General features: G+C 33.6%; 14 protein-coding genes and 3 pseudogenes. 9 read left to right on the top strand and 8 right to left on the bottom strand.

The features are described 5' to 3' along the window. Nucleotides 1–51 precede the first annotated feature (51 nt). A complete protein-coding gene (locus DJ93_RS17210; RefSeq protein ID WP_042982139.1) occupies nt 52–1,251 on the top strand; it encodes an ABC transporter permease in 1,200 nt (399 codons plus the stop codon). A gap of 247 nt (nt 1,252–1,498) precedes the next feature. After that, a pseudogene (locus tag DJ93_RS33765) lies at nt 1,499–1,887 on the top strand (DDE-type integrase/transposase/recombinase); the annotation flags it as partial. On the opposite strand, the gene DJ93_RS30765 reads toward DJ93_RS33765, so the two are convergent. Beyond that, a complete protein-coding gene (locus tag DJ93_RS30765) occupies nt 1,849–2,019 on the bottom strand; it encodes an LPXTG cell wall anchor domain-containing protein (protein ID WP_161785252.1) in 171 nt (56 codons plus the stop codon). The pseudogene DJ93_RS33765 and the gene DJ93_RS30765 overlap by 39 nt on opposite strands. 193 nt (nt 2,020–2,212) lie before the next feature. Between DJ93_RS30765 and DJ93_RS17205 the strand changes: the two genes are divergently transcribed. From DJ93_RS17205 to nheC, 5 genes and pseudogenes are all read left to right on the top strand, one after another. Beyond that, entirely contained in the window at nt 2,213–3,442 is a 1,230-nt protein-coding gene (locus tag DJ93_RS17205; protein ID WP_042982138.1) for a helix-turn-helix domain-containing protein, read from the top strand. Nucleotides 3,443–3,590: 148 nt separating this feature from the next. After that, nucleotides 3,591–3,968 (top strand): annotated as a pseudogene (locus DJ93_RS33225) (IS6 family transposase); the annotation flags it as partial. A gap of 872 nt (nt 3,969–4,840) precedes the next feature. Then, nucleotides 4,841–6,010, top strand: coding sequence for a non-hemolytic enterotoxin subunit A (gene nheA / locus DJ93_RS17200; RefSeq protein ID WP_042982137.1), 1,170 nt, complete (start codon nt 4,841–4,843; stop codon nt 6,008–6,010). 53 nt (nt 6,011–6,063) lie between these two features. Continuing rightward, nucleotides 6,064–7,230 carry a non-hemolytic enterotoxin subunit B gene (gene nheB, locus DJ93_RS17195; protein ID WP_042982136.1) on the top strand — a complete coding sequence of 389 codons (1,167 nt, stop codon included), beginning with the start codon at nt 6,064–6,066 and terminating at the stop codon, nt 7,228–7,230. A 273-nt stretch (nt 7,231–7,503) separates the two neighbouring features. Beyond that, nucleotides 7,504–8,661, top strand: a complete 1,158-nt coding sequence (gene nheC / locus DJ93_RS17190) for a non-hemolytic enterotoxin subunit C (protein WP_042982135.1) — start codon at nt 7,504–7,506, stop codon at nt 8,659–8,661. A gap of 316 nt (nt 8,662–8,977) precedes the next feature. Here the strand turns inward: nheC and DJ93_RS17185 are convergent, their stop codons facing one another. From DJ93_RS17185 to DJ93_RS33760, 5 genes and pseudogenes are all read right to left on the bottom strand, one after another. Continuing rightward, complete coding sequence (locus tag DJ93_RS17185; protein WP_042982134.1) at nt 8,978–12,331, bottom strand: trifunctional glycoside hydrolase family 18/polysaccharide deacetylase/glycosyltransferase family 2 protein; 3,354 nt, start codon at nt 12,329–12,331, stop codon at nt 8,978–8,980. A 135-nt stretch (nt 12,332–12,466) separates the two neighbouring features. Then, nucleotides 12,467–12,628: pseudogene (locus tag DJ93_RS17180) on the bottom strand (IS6 family transposase); the annotation flags it as partial. 16 nt (nt 12,629–12,644) lie between these two features. Continuing rightward, nucleotides 12,645–13,883: an anti-sigma-I factor RsgI family protein gene (locus DJ93_RS17175; protein ID WP_042982131.1), complete on the bottom strand. Its 1,239-nt coding sequence runs from the start codon at nt 13,881–13,883 to the stop codon at nt 12,645–12,647. Then, nucleotides 13,876–14,598 carry an RNA polymerase sigma factor SigI gene (gene sigI, locus DJ93_RS17170; protein ID WP_042982130.1) on the bottom strand — a complete coding sequence of 241 codons (723 nt, stop codon included), beginning with the start codon at nt 14,596–14,598 and terminating at the stop codon, nt 13,876–13,878. Before sigI ends, DJ93_RS17175 begins: the two co-directional genes overlap by 8 nt. 78 nt (nt 14,599–14,676) lie before the next feature. Continuing rightward, a complete protein-coding gene (locus DJ93_RS33760) occupies nt 14,677–15,672 on the bottom strand; it encodes a DUF5667 domain-containing protein (RefSeq protein ID WP_241484288.1) in 996 nt (331 codons plus the stop codon). A 473-nt stretch (nt 15,673–16,145) separates the two neighbouring features. Here DJ93_RS33760 and DJ93_RS17150 point away from each other — a divergent pair, with 473 nt between their 5' ends. Next, complete coding sequence (locus DJ93_RS17150) at nt 16,146–16,349, top strand: hypothetical protein (protein WP_042982127.1); 204 nt, start codon at nt 16,146–16,148, stop codon at nt 16,347–16,349. Between the two features lie 87 nt (nt 16,350–16,436). Here the strand turns inward: DJ93_RS17150 and DJ93_RS17145 are convergent, their stop codons facing one another. Beyond that, a complete protein-coding gene (locus tag DJ93_RS17145) occupies nt 16,437–16,985 on the bottom strand; it encodes an NAD(P)H-dependent oxidoreductase (protein WP_042984228.1) in 549 nt (182 codons plus the stop codon). A gap of 24 nt (nt 16,986–17,009) precedes the next feature. Then, nucleotides 17,010–17,561, bottom strand: a complete 552-nt coding sequence (locus DJ93_RS17140; protein WP_042982125.1) for an ester cyclase — start codon at nt 17,559–17,561, stop codon at nt 17,010–17,012. Between the two features lie 169 nt (nt 17,562–17,730). Between DJ93_RS17140 and DJ93_RS17135 the strand changes: the two genes are divergently transcribed. Then, nucleotides 17,731–18,069: a winged helix-turn-helix transcriptional regulator gene (locus DJ93_RS17135; RefSeq protein WP_042982123.1), complete on the top strand. Its 339-nt coding sequence runs from the start codon at nt 17,731–17,733 to the stop codon at nt 18,067–18,069. Nucleotides 18,070–18,120 lie beyond the last annotated feature (51 nt).

Below are 18,120 nucleotides of genomic sequence, written 5' to 3'. Positions count from 1 at the left end.
TATTTTTGTATACGGAAGAAACCTATATAATAGAAAAAAGAGGTGAAAAACATGTCAATTGAAACACTATGGAGTACTCGTTTCCAACAACATCTTCAAAATGTCATCACGTACTTTGCACGTATGATTAGTGGTTTATTATATAGCTTCATCTTTATCTCATGTGTGGGCGCATATTATTACGCGAAGTTTCTCAAAACATCTCCTTCTAAAGGATTCGCATTATTATTAATTACAACTATCCTTACAATTATTATAACGAGATGTCCAATTCGCACATTTATTCAAAAACCTGACGCTGTCTATTTGCTAGCACTAGAAGAGAAATTAACATCTTATTTTAAACAATCTCTTCTATTTAATTATGTCGTTCAGCTTTTTCCATTGCTATTTACTTTCCTTATTATCGTGCCGCTTGCCATGCAATCATTACAAGTAACTGTACCTTTTTTATGTACAATCTTTACTATTTTAATAATGCTAAAAGGCTGGAACATATACATACATTGGATATGGCGTGATAATCATGAAAAAAACATTTGGCTTATCATACGAGCCTTTTGTAATGTGCTTATGATTTACATGCTGTTTTATTCTGCAAATGTTATTGTATTAGGCGGCTTACTCTTACTCCTTGCTTTTCTACTCCTATATACAATAAAACAGCCGACGAAACGAATCGGCTGGGAATATATAATCGAGCAAGAAGAAAAAATGGACATACGCTTTTATCAATTCGCTAACTTTTTCACAGATGTCCCGCAGCTAAAAAAACAAGTAAAACAAAGAAAGTGGCTCACCAGTTGGATCGAGCCTATATTACATAAAAAACGAGCAACTTTCTTCTATTTAAATATGTTATCGTTTTTACGTGCGAATGATTATTTCGGTATATATATTCGCTTGAGCATTATCGGTTCCTTCATCATATATTTCATACCGAATATATATGTAAAAGGCGCTATCACTTACTGCATTATATATATGACAGCTATGCAGCTTCATTCTCTGTGGAAATATTTTTCGGGAAATATTATTGTGGCATTGTATCCGATTCATACTGACGAAAGAACGAATCAATTTCTTAGCCTAATTTTCACAATAACAAGCATTCAATTAGCTATATTCTCGGTTTTCATACTCATTGCTACAGTACAATTATTACATGTTTTTATCATTATAATAATCGGGATACTATGGATTCAATTTATTATCATACCAAAAACGAAGAAAAGGATTTCTTCTTTATAGCTCAAATATTCGTTTGGAATAAAGTTTAAAGAAGAAAAATTAAAAGAAAAAAATCAATTAACTAATTAAACTTTGCTGATAACAAAAGATTTCTCCCTTGTTTTTATGTATGAGGACTAAACCCCACGAGTTTAACGCAACCTTATATAGCGTAAATGAATGTATTGGCCAATAAATCAAGACGATTCAGCAGGTACAATTGCTAGTCCAAATCGAACAACCTAAATCCTCGTTTTTGGTATGTTCGACTTGGCGAGTAGACGAGGCGTTATATTAAAATCCAAGGAAAGTAGATGTATTTACAGCGTGCAGTTGATTCAGAAGGAGATACGATTGATTTTTATTTAACTAGAATAAGAAATCACAAGGCTACAAAACAAATAAGACATGTAAAATATTTGAATACCATTGTAGAACAAAATTATCGTTTTATTAAGAAACGTGTATGTTCTATACTGGGTTTTCAAATCATTTAAGACAGCGACCTCTATATTAACCATGCATATAATAAAAAAGGGACAGATTGGTTTACAAAACCAGTCTGTCCAAAATCAGAAAGAATTTATTCATTATGTTTATATATATTTGTACCAGAACCTAGTTATATTTTCTTTTACTTCTAAGCATGAACAGTAAACCAATTATAATAAGTAATCCACCTGCGTATGGTGCCGCTGATAATTGACCACCTGTACTTGGTAACAGTTTCACTGGCTCGCTTTCTTTCTCGCTTCCAGGCTTCTTCGCTACTGCTGTGATTTCATTCAATATTTAAATGCTAATTATTAAATAATATGTGATTTTCATAAAAAAATATGGTAAAATTTTGTCGCTAATTGTACTATTTTGATATTTTATAGTAGTATTTTGTCATTGATTGTACCTTATGGAAATTAATTTATGTATCTATACCGTAACTATGAGAAAACTTATCATTTAATCTAATTAAAAGGAGAAGATAATGAATAATTCCATCGACTTACAGCACTTGTGTGATCTCGTACATAACGCCTTTCATGTACCTATTCATATTTTATCTACAGACAAAAAAATCTTATATCATTCTACTTCTGATGATGTTTGTAGTCCTTTTTATTCTTCTAAAGAAGAACATCTTAGTGACATTTATCAAGAAAATGATCCCTATAACTTGCCACTTTTCAGAAGTAACAGTTATCTTGAAAATTTCGTCCTGATTCATATAGAAAATCATGATTATATAAAAGGAACTATTATAATCGGTCCCACTATACATCCAAAAGAATCAGATGATATGACCATTAAACTTCGAAAAGAATTTAACTCAAATGATAAAATTCAAGAAAGACTAGCCTATTATCAGCGCCTACCTGAGATTAAAAAAACTACTTTAATTGATATGGGAATTTTATTACATTACATGATTTTCAATGAAAAGTTAGATGTAGGTATCGTTTTAGAAAAAAATAAATTGCTAGAGGAAGTTCCCTATAAAATTGTGAAACCTGATTTATATATTTTAAAACGCCGACAAAATAATCCTAAAACTCACAACATGGCATTAGTACATAATTATTTTTTAGCAATCAAAGAAGGAAATAAAGAAAAGTTATTACAATATATGTATGCAATTCCAAAAGAAGATGATGGAATTGTTTTAGCAGCAGATCCAATCAGAAACCAAAAGATTCTTGGAACTATTGCGATTACTCTAGCTACTCGATATGCGATAGATGGTAACCTTCCATCAGATATTGCTTTTTCTCTTAGTTTTTTGTATATACAAACCATGGAACAACTAGATAGCGTAGACTCTGTAAAGCGATTGTCAGGAGACGCTTTACGTACTTTTGCAGATCGTGTGAAAGAATACAATGCGCAAAAGTATTCAAATGCGATTACTACATGTATGAATCATATTAGTAAAAATATTTACGATGGAATATCTCTCAATGAACTCGCTGATCATTTGGGTATTACCCCCACTTATTTATCTAAACTATTTAAAAAAGAAATGGGAATTCCTTTAAGTGAATATATTCAAAAGGTACGAGTGGAAGAAGCAAAAAAATTATTAACACTCACTACATATCCATTATCAGATATTTGTGCTTGGCTTAACTTTAATGACCAAAGTTATTTTACAAGGGTTTTCAAAAAATCCACTAATATGACTCCTAGACAGTATCGTGAAAAATATACCGTAATATAAGCTTGATATCTGGTTCTGGTGTAAAAACTTTAATATACGTGTAAGTAATCTCTAAAATTTGGACATACTGATCCTATTACTCTAGAAAGGGTACGTGATTGGTCTGGAAAAGGAACATGTATTCAAATAAACGCATTATCAGCCTGATATTATTTTATTAACGGTATAGCCTCAGTTTTCGTGATTTGGTGAAAATGATGGAGAAACGGGGCTTATCCATTTCTCATACAACGATTATGCGTTGGGTTCATCAGTATGGTTCTGAATTGGATAAACGAATCTGACGTCGTCTCAAACCAATGATTCTTGAAGAGTCCATGAAACATATAGCAAAGTAAAAGGGCAATGGATATATTTATATCGTGGTGTTGATTCGAAAGGAAACACAATCGATTTTTTCCTAAGCAAAAGAAAAAAACAGAAGGCTGCAAAGCGCTTTTTCAAGAAAGCTTTGCGGCCTTTTCATGTTTCAAAGCCTCGTGTTATAACAGTCGATAAGAATCCAGCTTATTATCTTCATGTTAAGCATTACGGTAATTGGAATAAATTGTATCCCAAAGGTTTTTTACGATGATATAAAGATATTTTTGAAGAATATGGTGAATTAAAAAGTATGATAAATTAAGTATTTATCAATATTACTATTAACACTTGATATTTCTATATTTTATGTAATTTTGCATACCCATATAAAGGGAAAAATGTATAAGTAATGCCATTAAATTATTCTATAAGTATTTTTTCTAAAGTAAAACTAACCCCTATTAAATTAAAATAGTTATTTATCACTAGGTATATTAAGTTGTAATCATTATAATTACTACAATAGAATTCAACATTAATTTTATTAGTATAATATTACTCACTCATATTAAGTATGTAAAAATAAAATCATCGACTATATTAGATAAAATTTTACTATTTACGACAAAATATTACTATTTACGCATCGGAAATTTAATGTTTTAATGAACAACATAACTGGTATGACCACCAAGAAAGGAGCAGATTACACTAAATAGGAGTTTAGTAAAGTTGCCAGTAGCATTATGTCGATTTTAATAGTCTTAATACTCAGTTTATTTAATTTGAAAACAATCTAGAAGGGTTAGCATCAGGATTTTGCGGATTTACAACGTTAAGGTTAAAATCCTTGTATCAATAGGATTTACTCTATTGATACTTAACTGATTTTTCTTCAAATAAGGCTTGCAAGTGTCTCGTATGACTTGTCTCAAAATCCTTATCGTTGTTAAGTTATTGATTTTTAATGCTATAAACACCTTACCGTTGTAAATCTGCATTTTCAGGACGCTACCCCATATAGGAATGAAAAAAAATTAAAGATTCAGTCTAACAGTTTCATCTAAAAAATCACAATTAATAGGAGGAATTACCATGAAAAAAACGTTAGTCGCAGGATTATTAGTTACAGCGGTATCTACAAGTTGCTTCTTACCTGTAAATACTTTTGCAGAAAGTAAAACAACTTATTCACAACTAACAAGTAGTCAAAATCAAGTTGCTATGAATAGGTTATCAGATTCGATTAAGACATTAGGATCACAGACGCCATTAATTCAAGGATATGGGCTAATCATATTAAAGCAACCAAACCTTGAAGTAACTGCTATACCTGGAATAACAACTGATCAAGGTACTGCAAGAAACCATGTTCAAGACTGGCTGGATAAATATAATCCAAAACTATTCAATGTAAATCAAGACCTGCAGGATTTTGGGACAAGATTTACAAATTATTATGATATATTGGTTGAACTAGCTGGAAAAGTGAATGACGATTCACAAGCAAAAGAAGACTTTGTAAGTATTTTTAATGCACTTCAAGATCAAATGCAAGCAATTCAGTATGATATGAAAGGAACTTCAGTAGACTTAAACAATTATAAAAATGACTTGGTTGAAGATAGTAAGAGCTTTTCTAGTAAAGTTAGCAGAGCGATTGAACTGTATAAGAGTTCAGGCGGAGACATTGAAAAATTCAGAACGGAAATTAGACAACTTGATGAAAACATTCAAGATGATTATACAAAACTTCTAGCTCTACCAAAAGAAAATGTAAAAGGTTCTATAAATATTGGAAAGACGGTTATTGATATTTGGATAGACGCAGGTAAAGATCACACTTTAGACACGTCTAATTTGGAAGTGATTTATAACCAAGTTGGACAAGTCCAAAATGATGAAGTAACAAAACTGAATAATGATGTTCGTCAGAAGCAACAACAAAAAATTCTATTGCTACAAAAATTATCGAAAATTGAAGTGCAAGCAACTCAAATGACACTTATTGATCTACAGTTAAATAACTTTACAAGAGTAGTTAAAAAGCAAATTGAGAGTTTTGACAAGCTAGTAAGTAGTTGGGACATCTTTAATGACACAATGATTCAAATGAAGAGAAGTCTTAGTACTGATGCGAAAATAGATTCCCATGCATTACAAGCACAATTAAAAGAACTCAAAACGTTTACGGATGAATTGAATAAACAAACAACGGAATATGAAAATAGTGTTACAAACATAAAAGTAACAGAAGGAAAATAGTAAAATGAAGAACAATAATTCTTAACAATATAATATAAGGAGAGAAGAATATAATGAAAAAACCTTATAAAGTAATGGCTTTATCTACTTTAATAGCAACAATCGCAGCGGGTAGCATTACGCCATCATATGCCTCGGCAGCGGAAAATACAACAAAATCAGCACCTATTTATGCAGGTGCAGAAAATAACTCCCCTGAATACCCTGAGTATTCACTTGGACCAGAAGGACTTAAAGATGCGTTAGAGAAAACTGGATCCAATATGTTGGTAATGGACCTGTATGCTTTAACTATTGTTAAACAAGCAAATGTTAATTTTGATGGTTTAACTGTAATTAACAATGATTTACAAAAAAGCATTAAGGACAACCACGATGCTTCTAAAAATAATGCAAAACAATGGTTAGATGGTTTGAAACCGCAAATAATCCAGACGAATCAAAATATTATCAATTATAATACACAATTTCAAAATTATTATGATGTTTTGGTAGAAGCTGTAAATAATAATGACAAAGAAACGCTAAAAGCTGTGCTTACAAGTTTAGATGATAGTATTTCAGAGAATAAAGGTGCAGTGGACAGGTTAGTGCAAGATTTGAAAGCCTTTCGCGGCAAATTAGAACTGGATACACAAAATTTAAAAACTGATGCTAACAAAATCACAGATATTTTATCTGGTCAAGATGCTGGAATTCCATTGATGCAGAAACAAATCGAAACAAATCAAACATTAATTGATGAGAATAACAAAGTTTATATTGGATCTTCGGTTGCAACTGCTCTCGGTGCATACTTAACTGCTACAGTTATCTTTGCGCCTATTGGTGCAGGTGCATTAGGAGGCGGGATATACGGAGTTGTTACATCGCAGCAGCAGATAAAGAAAGCACAAGAAGAGATTAAAAATCTAACAGAAAATATTTCCACTGCAAAACAACAGGTAGCTAAGTTAACGATCTTGAAAAATAATACTAATAATTTAACAGGAACAATTGATGCAGCTATTACTGCCCTTGAAAATGTAAAGAATCAGTGGCAGACAATGGGGGCAAAATATAAATCATTGAATGACAATGTTGACAGAATTAACCCAGACAAGCTTGCTACTATTATAAAAGTAGATTTGAAGATAGCTAAAGGTAGCTGGGAACAGGTTAACAAGTATGCTGAAAATATTCAAAAGGCTGAAATTTCATTCGTAGAAGAGAAAAAATAATATTACTTCAAGAAATTGCCGAAGTAATGAAAAATATAATATACTGACTTTCCCTTTTGAAGAACACATAATGTGAGTCTCCTGTTCAAGTTTGAACAGGAGATTTCCTATATAGTTATGAAACTTGATAAAGATTATAGAATAAGAAAGTATGAAAACCCCTATTTTAATATGTTGTTTTATTTGCAATAATCGTAATTCATTTGAAGTAAAGAATAGAAGCTTATGAATGTAATAAAATACGTAATTCATTTGAAAGAATAGGTGAAAAAGGTGAATAAAAAATTGTATAAGAAGGTTATTTTATCAACGATCATTACTGGAATGGCAGCGAGTAATGTAATCCCACTTCATACTTTTGCAGCAGAACAAACTGTACAAAATAGTGTGTCCCAACAGCAAGAAGATAGTAAGAGCTATGATTTGGGTCCTGATAAATATAAAGAAGTAATGGAGAAAATGGGGGCAAATATCCTTACAATGGATTCATATGCTCAAACAATTCGTAATCAACAACAGACAGATTTAAGTAAAATAAGTTCTATAAATGGTGATTTCAAAGCAAACATGATTCAGCATCAAAAGGATGCGCAAACGAATGCAACATATTGGTTAGATAATCTAAAGCCTGATATTATGAAAACGATTCAGAATAGTGTAAGTTATAATGATACCTTTCAAGCGAGTTATGATCAATTACTAGCTGCTATAGATAAAAAAGATATAGTGACATTTAAATTTAGACTGGTGAGGTTATATCGTAGTATTTTGGAAAATAGTCAAGAAGTGGATGGACTACTAGAAAAGTTGATAACATTCCGAAATGAAATGGCTGAAGATACAAGAAGTTTTAAAGAAGATTCCAATCAATTGAAGTCTATTTTAGAAAGTACGAACGCCGGTATTCCACTTCTAGAACAACAAATCAGTAATTATAATAATACAATTAAAGAAAACTATGATAAACGTGGTGGCTATATAGCTTTATCTGTATTTATGCCTCCAGTTGGTATACCATTGATTGTCACTGCTGACAAGAATATCGCATCTGCACAACAAGAAATAGAACAATTAAAGTCCAGAATTTCTGGAGCACAGGCAGAATTAGTTATTTTGACAGATGCCAAAAATAAAACGGAACATATGACTGAAACAATTGATACAGCTATTACTGCTCTTCAAAATATATCGAATCAGTGGCATACAATCGGAGCAAAATATGATTCTTTACTAAAAAATGTTGACAAAATTAATCCAGACCGGATTGCTTTATTAAAAATAGATCTGAAGATAGCGAAGGATAGCTGGCAGGACCTTAAAAATTATGCAGATAAATTATATGAAGGTGCTAAGGTTGTACAAAATGGAGAGATTGTACAAATAGGACAACCAATAGAAGGGATTGTGCAAAAAGGACCGGATTGCACCTGAATACATGTAAATAATATTAAAAACATACAACCTTGTATTTGTTGGTAAGGTTGTATGTTTTTTTTATAGAGATGTACTTCAATATCCAGCTCTATTTGTAAAAACATAAACTTATTTGAATTTTTATATATAAAGTATGGTTATGCAGAATAAAACATGATTTGTTTTTCCTTATTTCTGTAGAAAAAGTATAATAAAATGGCAGAAGTAGGGTGCTTTTTTCTCTTTTATATAAAAAATACACAATAAACATACAATTTTCTTTTTTTGATATGGTGAGCCCTTTTAACAAAAAGAGAGCAGATGGTCTGCTCTCTTATGATGCCTCATTATGTTCAGAAGAATGCTTAACACTCCCCATTCTCTTTAGTTTATTCCATCCTACCGCTACCCCTCGAATAGATGAAAATACAGATTTAATTACAACATAAGTCATAAATTGACGATAAATAAAGCGTTGTAAAATTAGCCAAACTAATGGTTTAGGATTCTCCTTCTCTAATTTAAATGCAAAAAGAGAAGCGAGAAGATCTATTGCAAAGAACACAAGGTAAAATCCTAAAACTTTTAGAGGATTGCTACCAAATAGCCCCATAATCATTAATATATCTGCTAAAGGAGCAATGAATTGCAGGACATATTGGAACAACCACATATTAGGTAATGCAACAAACCCTAATGTTTTATGATTTGGATTAAACAACGCCTTTCGATGTTTCCAAAGACATTGGAGTGTACCATATGACCAACGATATCGCTGTTTAATGAGACTTTTCACATCTTCAGGCGACTCCGTATAAGCATAGGCTTTTTCTTCGTATACAATTCTATGCCCTTGACGTAAAAATGTTATAGTAAGATCCGTATCTTCTGCAAGTGTATCTTCGCTTAAATATCCCGATTCAACTACATTTTTTTTACGCCATGCTCCAATAGCCCCAGGAACTACCGTGATACAATTCAACTCATCAAAAGCTCTGCGTTCTAAATTAAATCCTGTAATGTATTCAACATGTTGCCAAGTAGTTAATAAATTCCGTCTATTTCCCACTTTGACATTACCTGAAACTGCCGCAACATTATGATCTTCAAAGTGTCTAATCATTAGAGAAATAGCATCTTGCGCAATAATAGTATCCGCATCTAAAGTGACAATGATTTCTCCTCGTGATTTTTGAAATCCTAAATTCATTGCAGATGATTTCCCACCGTTTTCTTTCTGAATGAAACGAACTTTAGGATGTTTATGGAATGCTTCTTGAATTACTTTTGACGTACCATCTTTCGATCCGTCATCAACAACAATAACTTCAAATTCTCTATAATCACTATCCAAAATTGAGCGAATCGTCTTGGTTATAACCTTCTCTTCATTATATGCTGCTATTACAACACTCACGAAAGGTTGATAAGACGAATTGCTAAATAAACGAGATCTTGTCCTTCTTTTTTGTTTGAATGCAAAATAAATTAAAAATAGGAATCGGAAAATCCCTAATCCAATAGCAATATAAAAAATAGTTGTTAATATATGCTTAGAATATCCCGCTCCTGAAAAAACAGCTTTATTGTAAAGTAAATATTGCTTACCCTCAGAAGAAACCGGAGGCATAACTTCATCTCGTTCTTTATTCATTAAATCTGAAATTGTTACAAAACTATATCCATGCTTTTTAAGGTCTTTAATAATAATTGGCAGCGCTTCTACCGTATGGGTACGATTCCCTCCTGCATCATGGAGAAGAATCACATTTCCCTCCCCCTTATAAATGGGAGTAAGAGTACGCTTTACCAATTCATTTGGTGATGGCGTCGCCCAGTCCTCAGGATCAACTTTTTCTGCCACCATTGTATAGTTCATATTTTGTGCACGCAAAATCGGCAATATTTCATTTGGTGAATCCAGCTCAGTACCTGCTTCATATGGTGGCCTAAATAAAACCGTAGAGTGTCCCGTTATTTCCTGAATCAGGCGCTGAGTTGTATTCAGCTCTACTTTTGTTCGTAGTAAAGACGTATCAGCTACGTTAGGATGATTGAAGGTATGATTGCCAATTTCATGCCCTTCATCGTATATTCTTTTAACAATACTAGGATTTAGTTGAGCGTTTTCACCAAGTACAAAAAAGGCAGCTTTTATTTTATGCTCTTTTAAGATATCTAGAATTTCTGGTGTGTATTTAGGATCTGGTCCATCATCAAATGTTAGTACTACTTGTTTTCCTTTTGGTTTTCCGTAGCGCTGCACTTGATATGTAGATGGTAGTGATTGATACACTTCATCTGTAAGATAACCATCTTTTCCTACTTTAAAATCTCTCAATCCATTTTGTCTTTCATTCTCAATCTGTAAAATTTCTCCTTGTCCAGAATAATTTACTTCATCTAAACTAGCGATTTTATGTAATGCATCAGGATTTTTTTGGACCTCAATAGGATTTTTTAAAGCTTTCCATACAGTAGGATCTTCTGCTCCTAGTCTCCATAATGCAAATCCCTTTGCATTGTTGTTCATTGCGATTTTTACTTGATTATAAAGAGTAACACCATCTAAGAACCAAGCAGTATGTTCTTTCGCTCCTTTTTTATATCGAAAATAAGGATTTCCACTGATCTTATCCCATTGAATTTTTATATTTGAATCATGAGCCATTGTCATCACATCTGAGAAAGTTAAAGACTTCGCAGGTGCTGTGCTTTTTACTTCCCAATCATACCCATAACTACCGAAAGCAACTATAAGTTTCTCGGAGGGAATGTTTAGATGATTGAGCGTATGTTCAAACCATTTATTCGAAGCAATTGGTCCTGGTGTCCCTGTTCCATAGTGTTCATCATACATCATTACAATCATACGATCTATTACTTTAGCAATTGCACCATAATCAAAAGCTTTATCATTAGCAGGGACATCTTGCGTCACGAGCAAATGGTGTTTATGAAAGACCGTAGTAAGTTCTTTCATGAAATTTGTTAATTTATCTCTATCTCCTTCAGGTATTGACTCAAAATCAATATTAATACCCGCAAATTGATTCTCTTCAATCCGCTTTACTAAATCATTAATAAACTTTGTCTGTTCATGATCTGGAGCATTCAGTAACTGATGAATAAGTTTACTATCAGGACCAGAAGCTTCTTGCGTATAGTTAGTAAGTAAAGGCATAATTTTCACATGATTTTTTTTTGCTAACTTTACAATCTCAGGTTTTATCTCACTACTAATTGTTAAGTTAGCCTTTAAGTGATACCATTCTGGAACTAACATAGTTAATGAATCGATATTTTCTTTTAAAGAAGTAGTACTATTTTCATCCCAGTTTACATAAAAACCATAAACTTCTTTAGATCGTTCGCCATTGCCTGTTGATTTTTCCGAATTTTCATTATTGTTCATTTCAGTATTAGGAGATTTGAATTCTTCCTTCTTTAACTGCTGATCGCTGAATTTTTGATTAATAGATACAAGTTTTGTATCTTGCTTTACGGAAGGATTCATATTTGGAATTTCTGGTGTTGAAAAAATACTTCGAAAGAAAAAATAAAATACAATACTTATGCTAACTATTGAGATACATAAAAACCAACTGAAAGCTATTTTTCTTCTTCCTTTAGGGTCATAAAAAACGGGTTTTGAGTTATCTTTCTCTTGTTGAATTTTTTTCTCCATTATTTTTTTACATACTCCTTTTCTTTTTATTCTAAGTACAAACGCAAACTATTTTAATAGATAGACCTTCTAGGGCTTTGGTACGAAAATAGCTTAATAGGAATATAGAACAGTAATTTCCTGTTAACTTTGAGATCAAACGACTAATCCAAATAATTTATGAATGACTTCAACCTCATTTTGGGCAGATTTCACCCTTTGGTGAAGTTGCCCTTTTTTCATCATATGCATGGCTTCGATACCTCTCAAAATCAAGGTTGCTGTACGAAATGATTTCACTCCTAACATGAAACGAATCCCCATCTTCCATATTCTATGGATTCTTCTTTTCTTTCCCTTGATGTTGCGTGGCAGGAACGTTTTTGTCCTCTTTTTTATGCCCGTTGTTTTCGTTTATATTGCCTTTATTGTCTTGTTGAGACTCTTTATTTTCTTGGTTATATTCTCTACTGTTGTTTTCTTGCTGGTGTCCATTATTTTCTTGCTGAGACCCTCTACCGTTGTTTTCTTGCTGATGTCCACTATTTTCTTGCTGAGACCCTCTACCGTTGTTTTCTTGCTGATGTCCACTATTTTCTTGCTGAGACCCTCTACCGTTGTTTTCTTGCTGATGTCCATTATTTTCTTGCTGAGACCCTCTACCGTTGTTTTCTTGCTGATGTCCACTATTTTCTTGCTGAGACCCTCTACCGTTGTTTTCTTGCTGATGTCCATTATTTTCTTTTATTTGCTTGGATGGCTGTTCCTGGGTTTGCTTTTGTTCTTTATGCTCTTGCTTCTCGTATATTTTTTCTTTTACAGGAGACAAATCCGATGATGCATCAGGAGATGACTTTGGTTGCGAATGTATCTCCTCATCGTGTTCCTCCTGATTAGACGGCGGTATAGGAGGAGTAAGCGATTTCTTCTTCTCATTCTCTTGCTTTATATAAACACCTGTGCCAATTCCTGCTTTCTTGGCATTTTCTCGCATTTGCATCGTACTGTTTTGATATACGACTGTAACATGTTTTGTCTCATACTCTTTCTTTAATCCTTGCATAGCCTTTTCTAACTGTGGTTCTAGCGACTTTTCCTTTGTAACAGCTGTTAGCATAACTTGCTTGTCATTCGTTAAGTATCCATCCTCTTGACTTTGCTTTATAATGGTACGTACTACGTCTTGCAAAGGTTCATTTTTCCATCGTTTCATTTCTTTTAAAATGCGCTTTCCATCATCATTACAAGCTCGCAAATCTACAACACGAAGATCCTTTGTTACGCTCGCCTCTAAACTTGGATTAATATCAATTGAGACATAAGCGAATGCTTTTTCTTCCGGTTGGTTGTAGAAAAACAGAAACACACATAGAAAACAAACAACAAGTAATGATGCAGGCTTTAAGAAAGAAGGGATTGAAAAACGCGGTACTCTTTGTTCTTGTTCGTTAAACGAGATTTCCTCTCCAATCATATAAGAGTGCGATTTTCTTTTAAACGTAATAAACTCTCCATCTGGAGTTAAAACAACTACGCTATGTTTTTTTATATCCATCACAATCCCTTTATTCATCATGCTTCCCCCCTCTTATATAATCAAGAATATATGTATAGTTGTTTGCAAAGATAATACACATTGCAATAATGTATTTTCTATGCCGCTCCAACGTTTTCCGACTTGCTCTAACACGCGGTTCAATGTGTTTAAGCGGCAACTTTTTCTTTCGGAACAGCTCTTCCATCATTTTCTCTTCTTTTATAATAATCTTTGCTATTTCTATTAAATGCTCACGCGTATCACGATGCTTTGGAGATTCCTTAGCAAGCTCTGAAAATGTGATTTTAAACTCAGCTAGCACAATTTGAAAATGAAGAATTTCCTCCTTACGGTTACTGTTTTCCATCTCTTTTATATACTCCGTAAGCGATACCTGCATTTCTACTATTTCCTCTTGTTGGTCTTCTTTTAAAAAGACGAGATTATGCTTAGACTCCTTGCGTATATAGTCAATTACATCTCTTTTTATAAGAAGCTCAGCAAACGCTAGAAAAGATTTTCCTTTTTTATATGAATACTGTTCAATTGCTTGATTAAACGCAAACAATCCAATGCTATATTCATCATCCTGCTCCGTAATATACCGGTGGCAGACAGACGAGATTGCTTTTCGAATAAAAGGCCGATACTGTGCGATAAAAGCTCCCTTATCTCCTCCGTTGTTTTGTATGTTCAATACGATATCTTCTATGGTCGTTTTTTTTATGATCTTCATCACTAAACTCAACACTAGTAATCCCCCTCCCTCCTTTTGCTTCAAATAGCAAAATGGTCACTAAAGAAGTGACCATTTTACCACATTTTCTTACTACTTTTCTTTGTGATTGTCTTCTTGCTGTTCTTCATGCTTTTCGTGACCGACTTTTTTACCGTTGTCTTGATGATCATTCTTTTCTGTTTGACCCTTTTGGTTTGATTGCTCACGCGTATCATGAGAAACAGCCGGTTTATGTACTGGTTGCGCTGGTTTTTCTGGCTGTGCTGGTTTTGCCGGTTGCGCTGGTTTTGCCGGTTGTGCTGCTTGTTCTGGTTTTTCTGGCTGCGCTGGTTTTGCCGGTTGTTCTGGTTTTTCTGGCTGTGCTGGTTTTGCCGGTTGCGCTGGTTTTGCCGGTTGTGCTGCTTGTTCTGGTTGTGCTGCTTGTTCTGGCTGTGCTGCTTGTTCTGGTTGCGTTACTTGTTCTGGTTTTGCTGGAGTTACTTCTGTATTTTGACCTGCTTTCTTGTTTTCTTTTGCAATAGCGTCCGCTTGTTTTTCTTGCTCTTTCTCTATTTTAGCTGCAATCTTTAAAAAACTCTTCTCTATACTTTTTGTAATTGCAGCTTTTGCTTTCGGATTTTTCACTTGATCTAGCACTTTTGCTAATGCTTCGATGTTGTTTCCGATGTGCACTTTTACTTTCGCTGCTTCTTTTTCTTCTTCGCCAGCAGGTTTTTCTGTTTCTGCTTTCTCTTCGCCAGAAAGCTTATCTGCTTTTTCTAAGTCTTCCGCCGCTTTTTCTAATGTATCTTGTGTAAGATCGCCTTTTCCTTTTTCAATTAGTACACTTGCTTCAGTAATTCGTTCCGCGGCTTGCTCAGACAATAGCTTCGCTTTCTCTAAATCGTTTGTCGCAAGAGCCATTTTAATATCTTCAACCATAGTTTTCACACAATAAAAGACGTCACCCTGTACGAAAGATGGTTTTTCAGTTTCCGTTGTTTTTACCGCATCTGTATTTTCGCTAGCAGACGCTGCTGTTCCCATCAAAAACGGGCTGCATGCCATCATAGTTACCATAGTGCCTTTTAATAGTGTTTTTTTCATAATGATTTTTCCTCCATTTGCTTTCTTCACTATACATATTCGGAGGAAATAAAAATTTTATGGGGGTCAAAAAAATATTTTTTTATAAAAATAAAAAACTGACAATTTCATCAACTTTTTCATAGATTCATATGTAAAGATACCCGCATTCATTTTATCTCGCTATTCACGGGCGATAAAACCCTCACATATCAATATTCTTTATACAGTTTCATCCCACACCGACCAAGCCGCTTCGAACCTATTTTCATCTAAGTCCCCAAAATAAAAATACTTAGCTTCATTATTCCTTAGCGTTACAATTTTTTCGACCTTTCTAGAAAACCACTTCATAAAAGCCCCATAAACATTTAAAAGTACTAATTCACTTTTCTTAGGCATTTCTCATATAGTGAAAATGACTATATAATTCCTATCCATAAGTCCAATAATTCTCTATCACATATATAAACAAAAAAGATGGGAGCCATACTATGAACAACACTGAAACTTTAACGCCCCCAAATAAATCGGAAGAAAATAGCCGTGACATCACTTTGCAAACGTTACGAGTCATTGGACTCATCGTCCTCATTAGTGGTTATATACTCGTCACTCTCTCAGAAGTAGGTGAACTGAAAATTTTATTAACAAACCCTAATACCACCCCTGACTTAGCTGAAGTCAATCCGTTTTAAAAGCTATGTAAAAAGCGAGTCCCAGTATCGCTGATTCGCTTTTCATATAGTTTTATCCCCGCACTAAAGTACGGGGATGGATGATTATTACTGAATAACTTCCGCCAAATGATTCTTCAAGTTTAATAAAAACTGCTCCATATTCGGATTTTTCACTACATCATAGCAAGCAAAGCTCTTTAACGGACTCATACCGATAAACTTCTGTACACGATGTAAATGGCTAATCGCTCCTTCTAAACTTTCCCCTTCAAAAAATTTCGTAGTATCCCCGAATGCCTTTTCAGGTGCATTCCAAGTCGTAGAGAACATATACTTTTTCTCTTTTAATAAACCACCTGCTCCATACTCTTCAGCACCTTTAAAGAACAAACCATATTCATATACTTCATCCATATATGTTTTAAATAATCCTGGTATACTAAACCAGTAAATTGGTGTTTGATAAATAATAATATCAGCCCATAAAAACTTCTCCTGTTCTTCCTTAATCGTGTATCCCTCTTGAATACTCGTTGTTTTCACATGATGATTTTCGCTTAGTAAGCTAGTCATATTATCTACTAACGTCTCATTTAATCGCCCCTCCGCTGAACCATATTTTTGATGCCCATTTATAATCAATATATTTTTCATCACTTTTCTCTCCCCTATATTTTTCTATTCTTCCGCTATTAATCCAAGTTGTTGCTTCAAAGTGAGGTTATCTTCTAAATGCCAATCTTCCGTTATCTTCCCATCTTTCACATGTAAAATATCGATTGCGAAAAAATTGATTTTCTTATCATTATGCGTTCCTGTAAAAGAAAGACGAGCTGTTACTCTATCACCAACAACTAATAAATCTTCAATTTCACAACGTATATTGGGAACTACTTTACGGAAGTTTTGTGCGGCAAACTTTAACCCTTCAGGACCTTGTGGGCGACCTTTCGGCAACGTATTATCGAAAAATGTTTCAGTAACAGTCTGCGGAATAAATTCCTCTTTACCTGTATCCCAAAATGCGTAAAAACGCTGTGCTACATGAACCATTTCTGTTGCTTCCTTTTTACTTAACGAAGAATCAATTGTCATTGTTTTAGGCTTCGGCATTTCCTTCAATAATTGAATATCGCTATTAGAAGCCATTTTGTGTTCACTACTGCACGCTACAAGTACAATACAAATGACAAGAAAACTACAGAACGCGCATAGCTTTTTCATACTCATGGAAATCACCTCCTCTTGCTACAACCTCTTTGTATTTCTTATTGCTATTTTATATGCAGTAATTTCCCTTTTGAAAGTAGTGATATTTTTTTCATATAGTTACCAAAAAGATAGTTTTGTGATACTATATAGCAAATCAATCCAAAAAAATTTTATGGAGGCTATTTCCATGAGCAATATAGATCAGGTTGTATTAACGAAAGGCTCACCCGGCATCCCATGTCCTATCGCCAAAACTCTTGACGTAATCGGTACAAAATGGACTTTTTTAATCATTCGTGACCTTCTTATTGAAGGAACGTTACGATTTAGCGACTTATTAAAATCAATGGACGGTATTAGTCCGAAAACATTATCACTTCGTCTAAAAGAATTAGAAGCCCAGGGCATTATAACGAGAAAAGTTTATCCAGAGGTTCCGCCTCGTGTAGAGTACACATTAACGGATAAAGGAAAGCAATTAGAGGGTATTTTTATTGAATTAAAACGATTTGGATTAAGTTTATAAAGTAAAAACCCCTTACAATGGTAAGGGGTTTTTACTTTATAAATTGTATTT

Source organism: Bacillus clarus (assembly GCF_000746925.1).
In the GTDB taxonomy this organism is placed as follows: Bacteria; Bacillota; Bacilli; order Bacillales; family Bacillaceae_G; genus Bacillus_A; species Bacillus_A clarus.
Note: the sequence above shows the minus strand (reverse complement) of the source record. Positions and strands in the feature narration are given on the sequence as shown.

Coding starts and splice junctions, on each gene's coding strand:
- nheB (WP_042982136.1), top strand. CDS start 6,064: ATGAAAAAACCTTATAAAGTAATGGCTTTATCTACTTTAATAGCAACA.
- nheA (WP_042982137.1), top strand. CDS start 4,841: ATGAAAAAAACGTTAGTCGCAGGATTATTAGTTACAGCGGTATCTACA.
- DJ93_RS17150 (WP_042982127.1), top strand. CDS start 16,146: ATGAACAACACTGAAACTTTAACGCCCCCAAATAAATCGGAAGAAAAT.
- DJ93_RS17135 (WP_042982123.1), top strand. CDS start 17,731: ATGAGCAATATAGATCAGGTTGTATTAACGAAAGGCTCACCCGGCATC.
- DJ93_RS17175 (WP_042982131.1), bottom strand. CDS start 13,883: ATGAATAAAGGGATTGTGATGGATATAAAAAAACATAGCGTAGTTGTT.
- DJ93_RS17185 (WP_042982134.1), bottom strand. CDS start 12,331: ATGGAGAAAAAAATTCAACAAGAGAAAGATAACTCAAAACCCGTTTTT.
- DJ93_RS17205 (WP_042982138.1), top strand. CDS start 2,213: ATGAATAATTCCATCGACTTACAGCACTTGTGTGATCTCGTACATAAC.
- DJ93_RS17210 (WP_042982139.1), top strand. CDS start 52: ATGTCAATTGAAACACTATGGAGTACTCGTTTCCAACAACATCTTCAA.
- DJ93_RS33760 (WP_241484288.1), bottom strand. CDS start 15,672: ATGAAAAAAACACTATTAAAAGGCACTATGGTAACTATGATGGCATGC.
- DJ93_RS17145 (WP_042984228.1), bottom strand. CDS start 16,985: ATGAAAAATATATTGATTATAAATGGGCATCAAAAATATGGTTCAGCG.
- DJ93_RS17140 (WP_042982125.1), bottom strand. CDS start 17,561: ATGAGTATGAAAAAGCTATGCGCGTTCTGTAGTTTTCTTGTCATTTGT.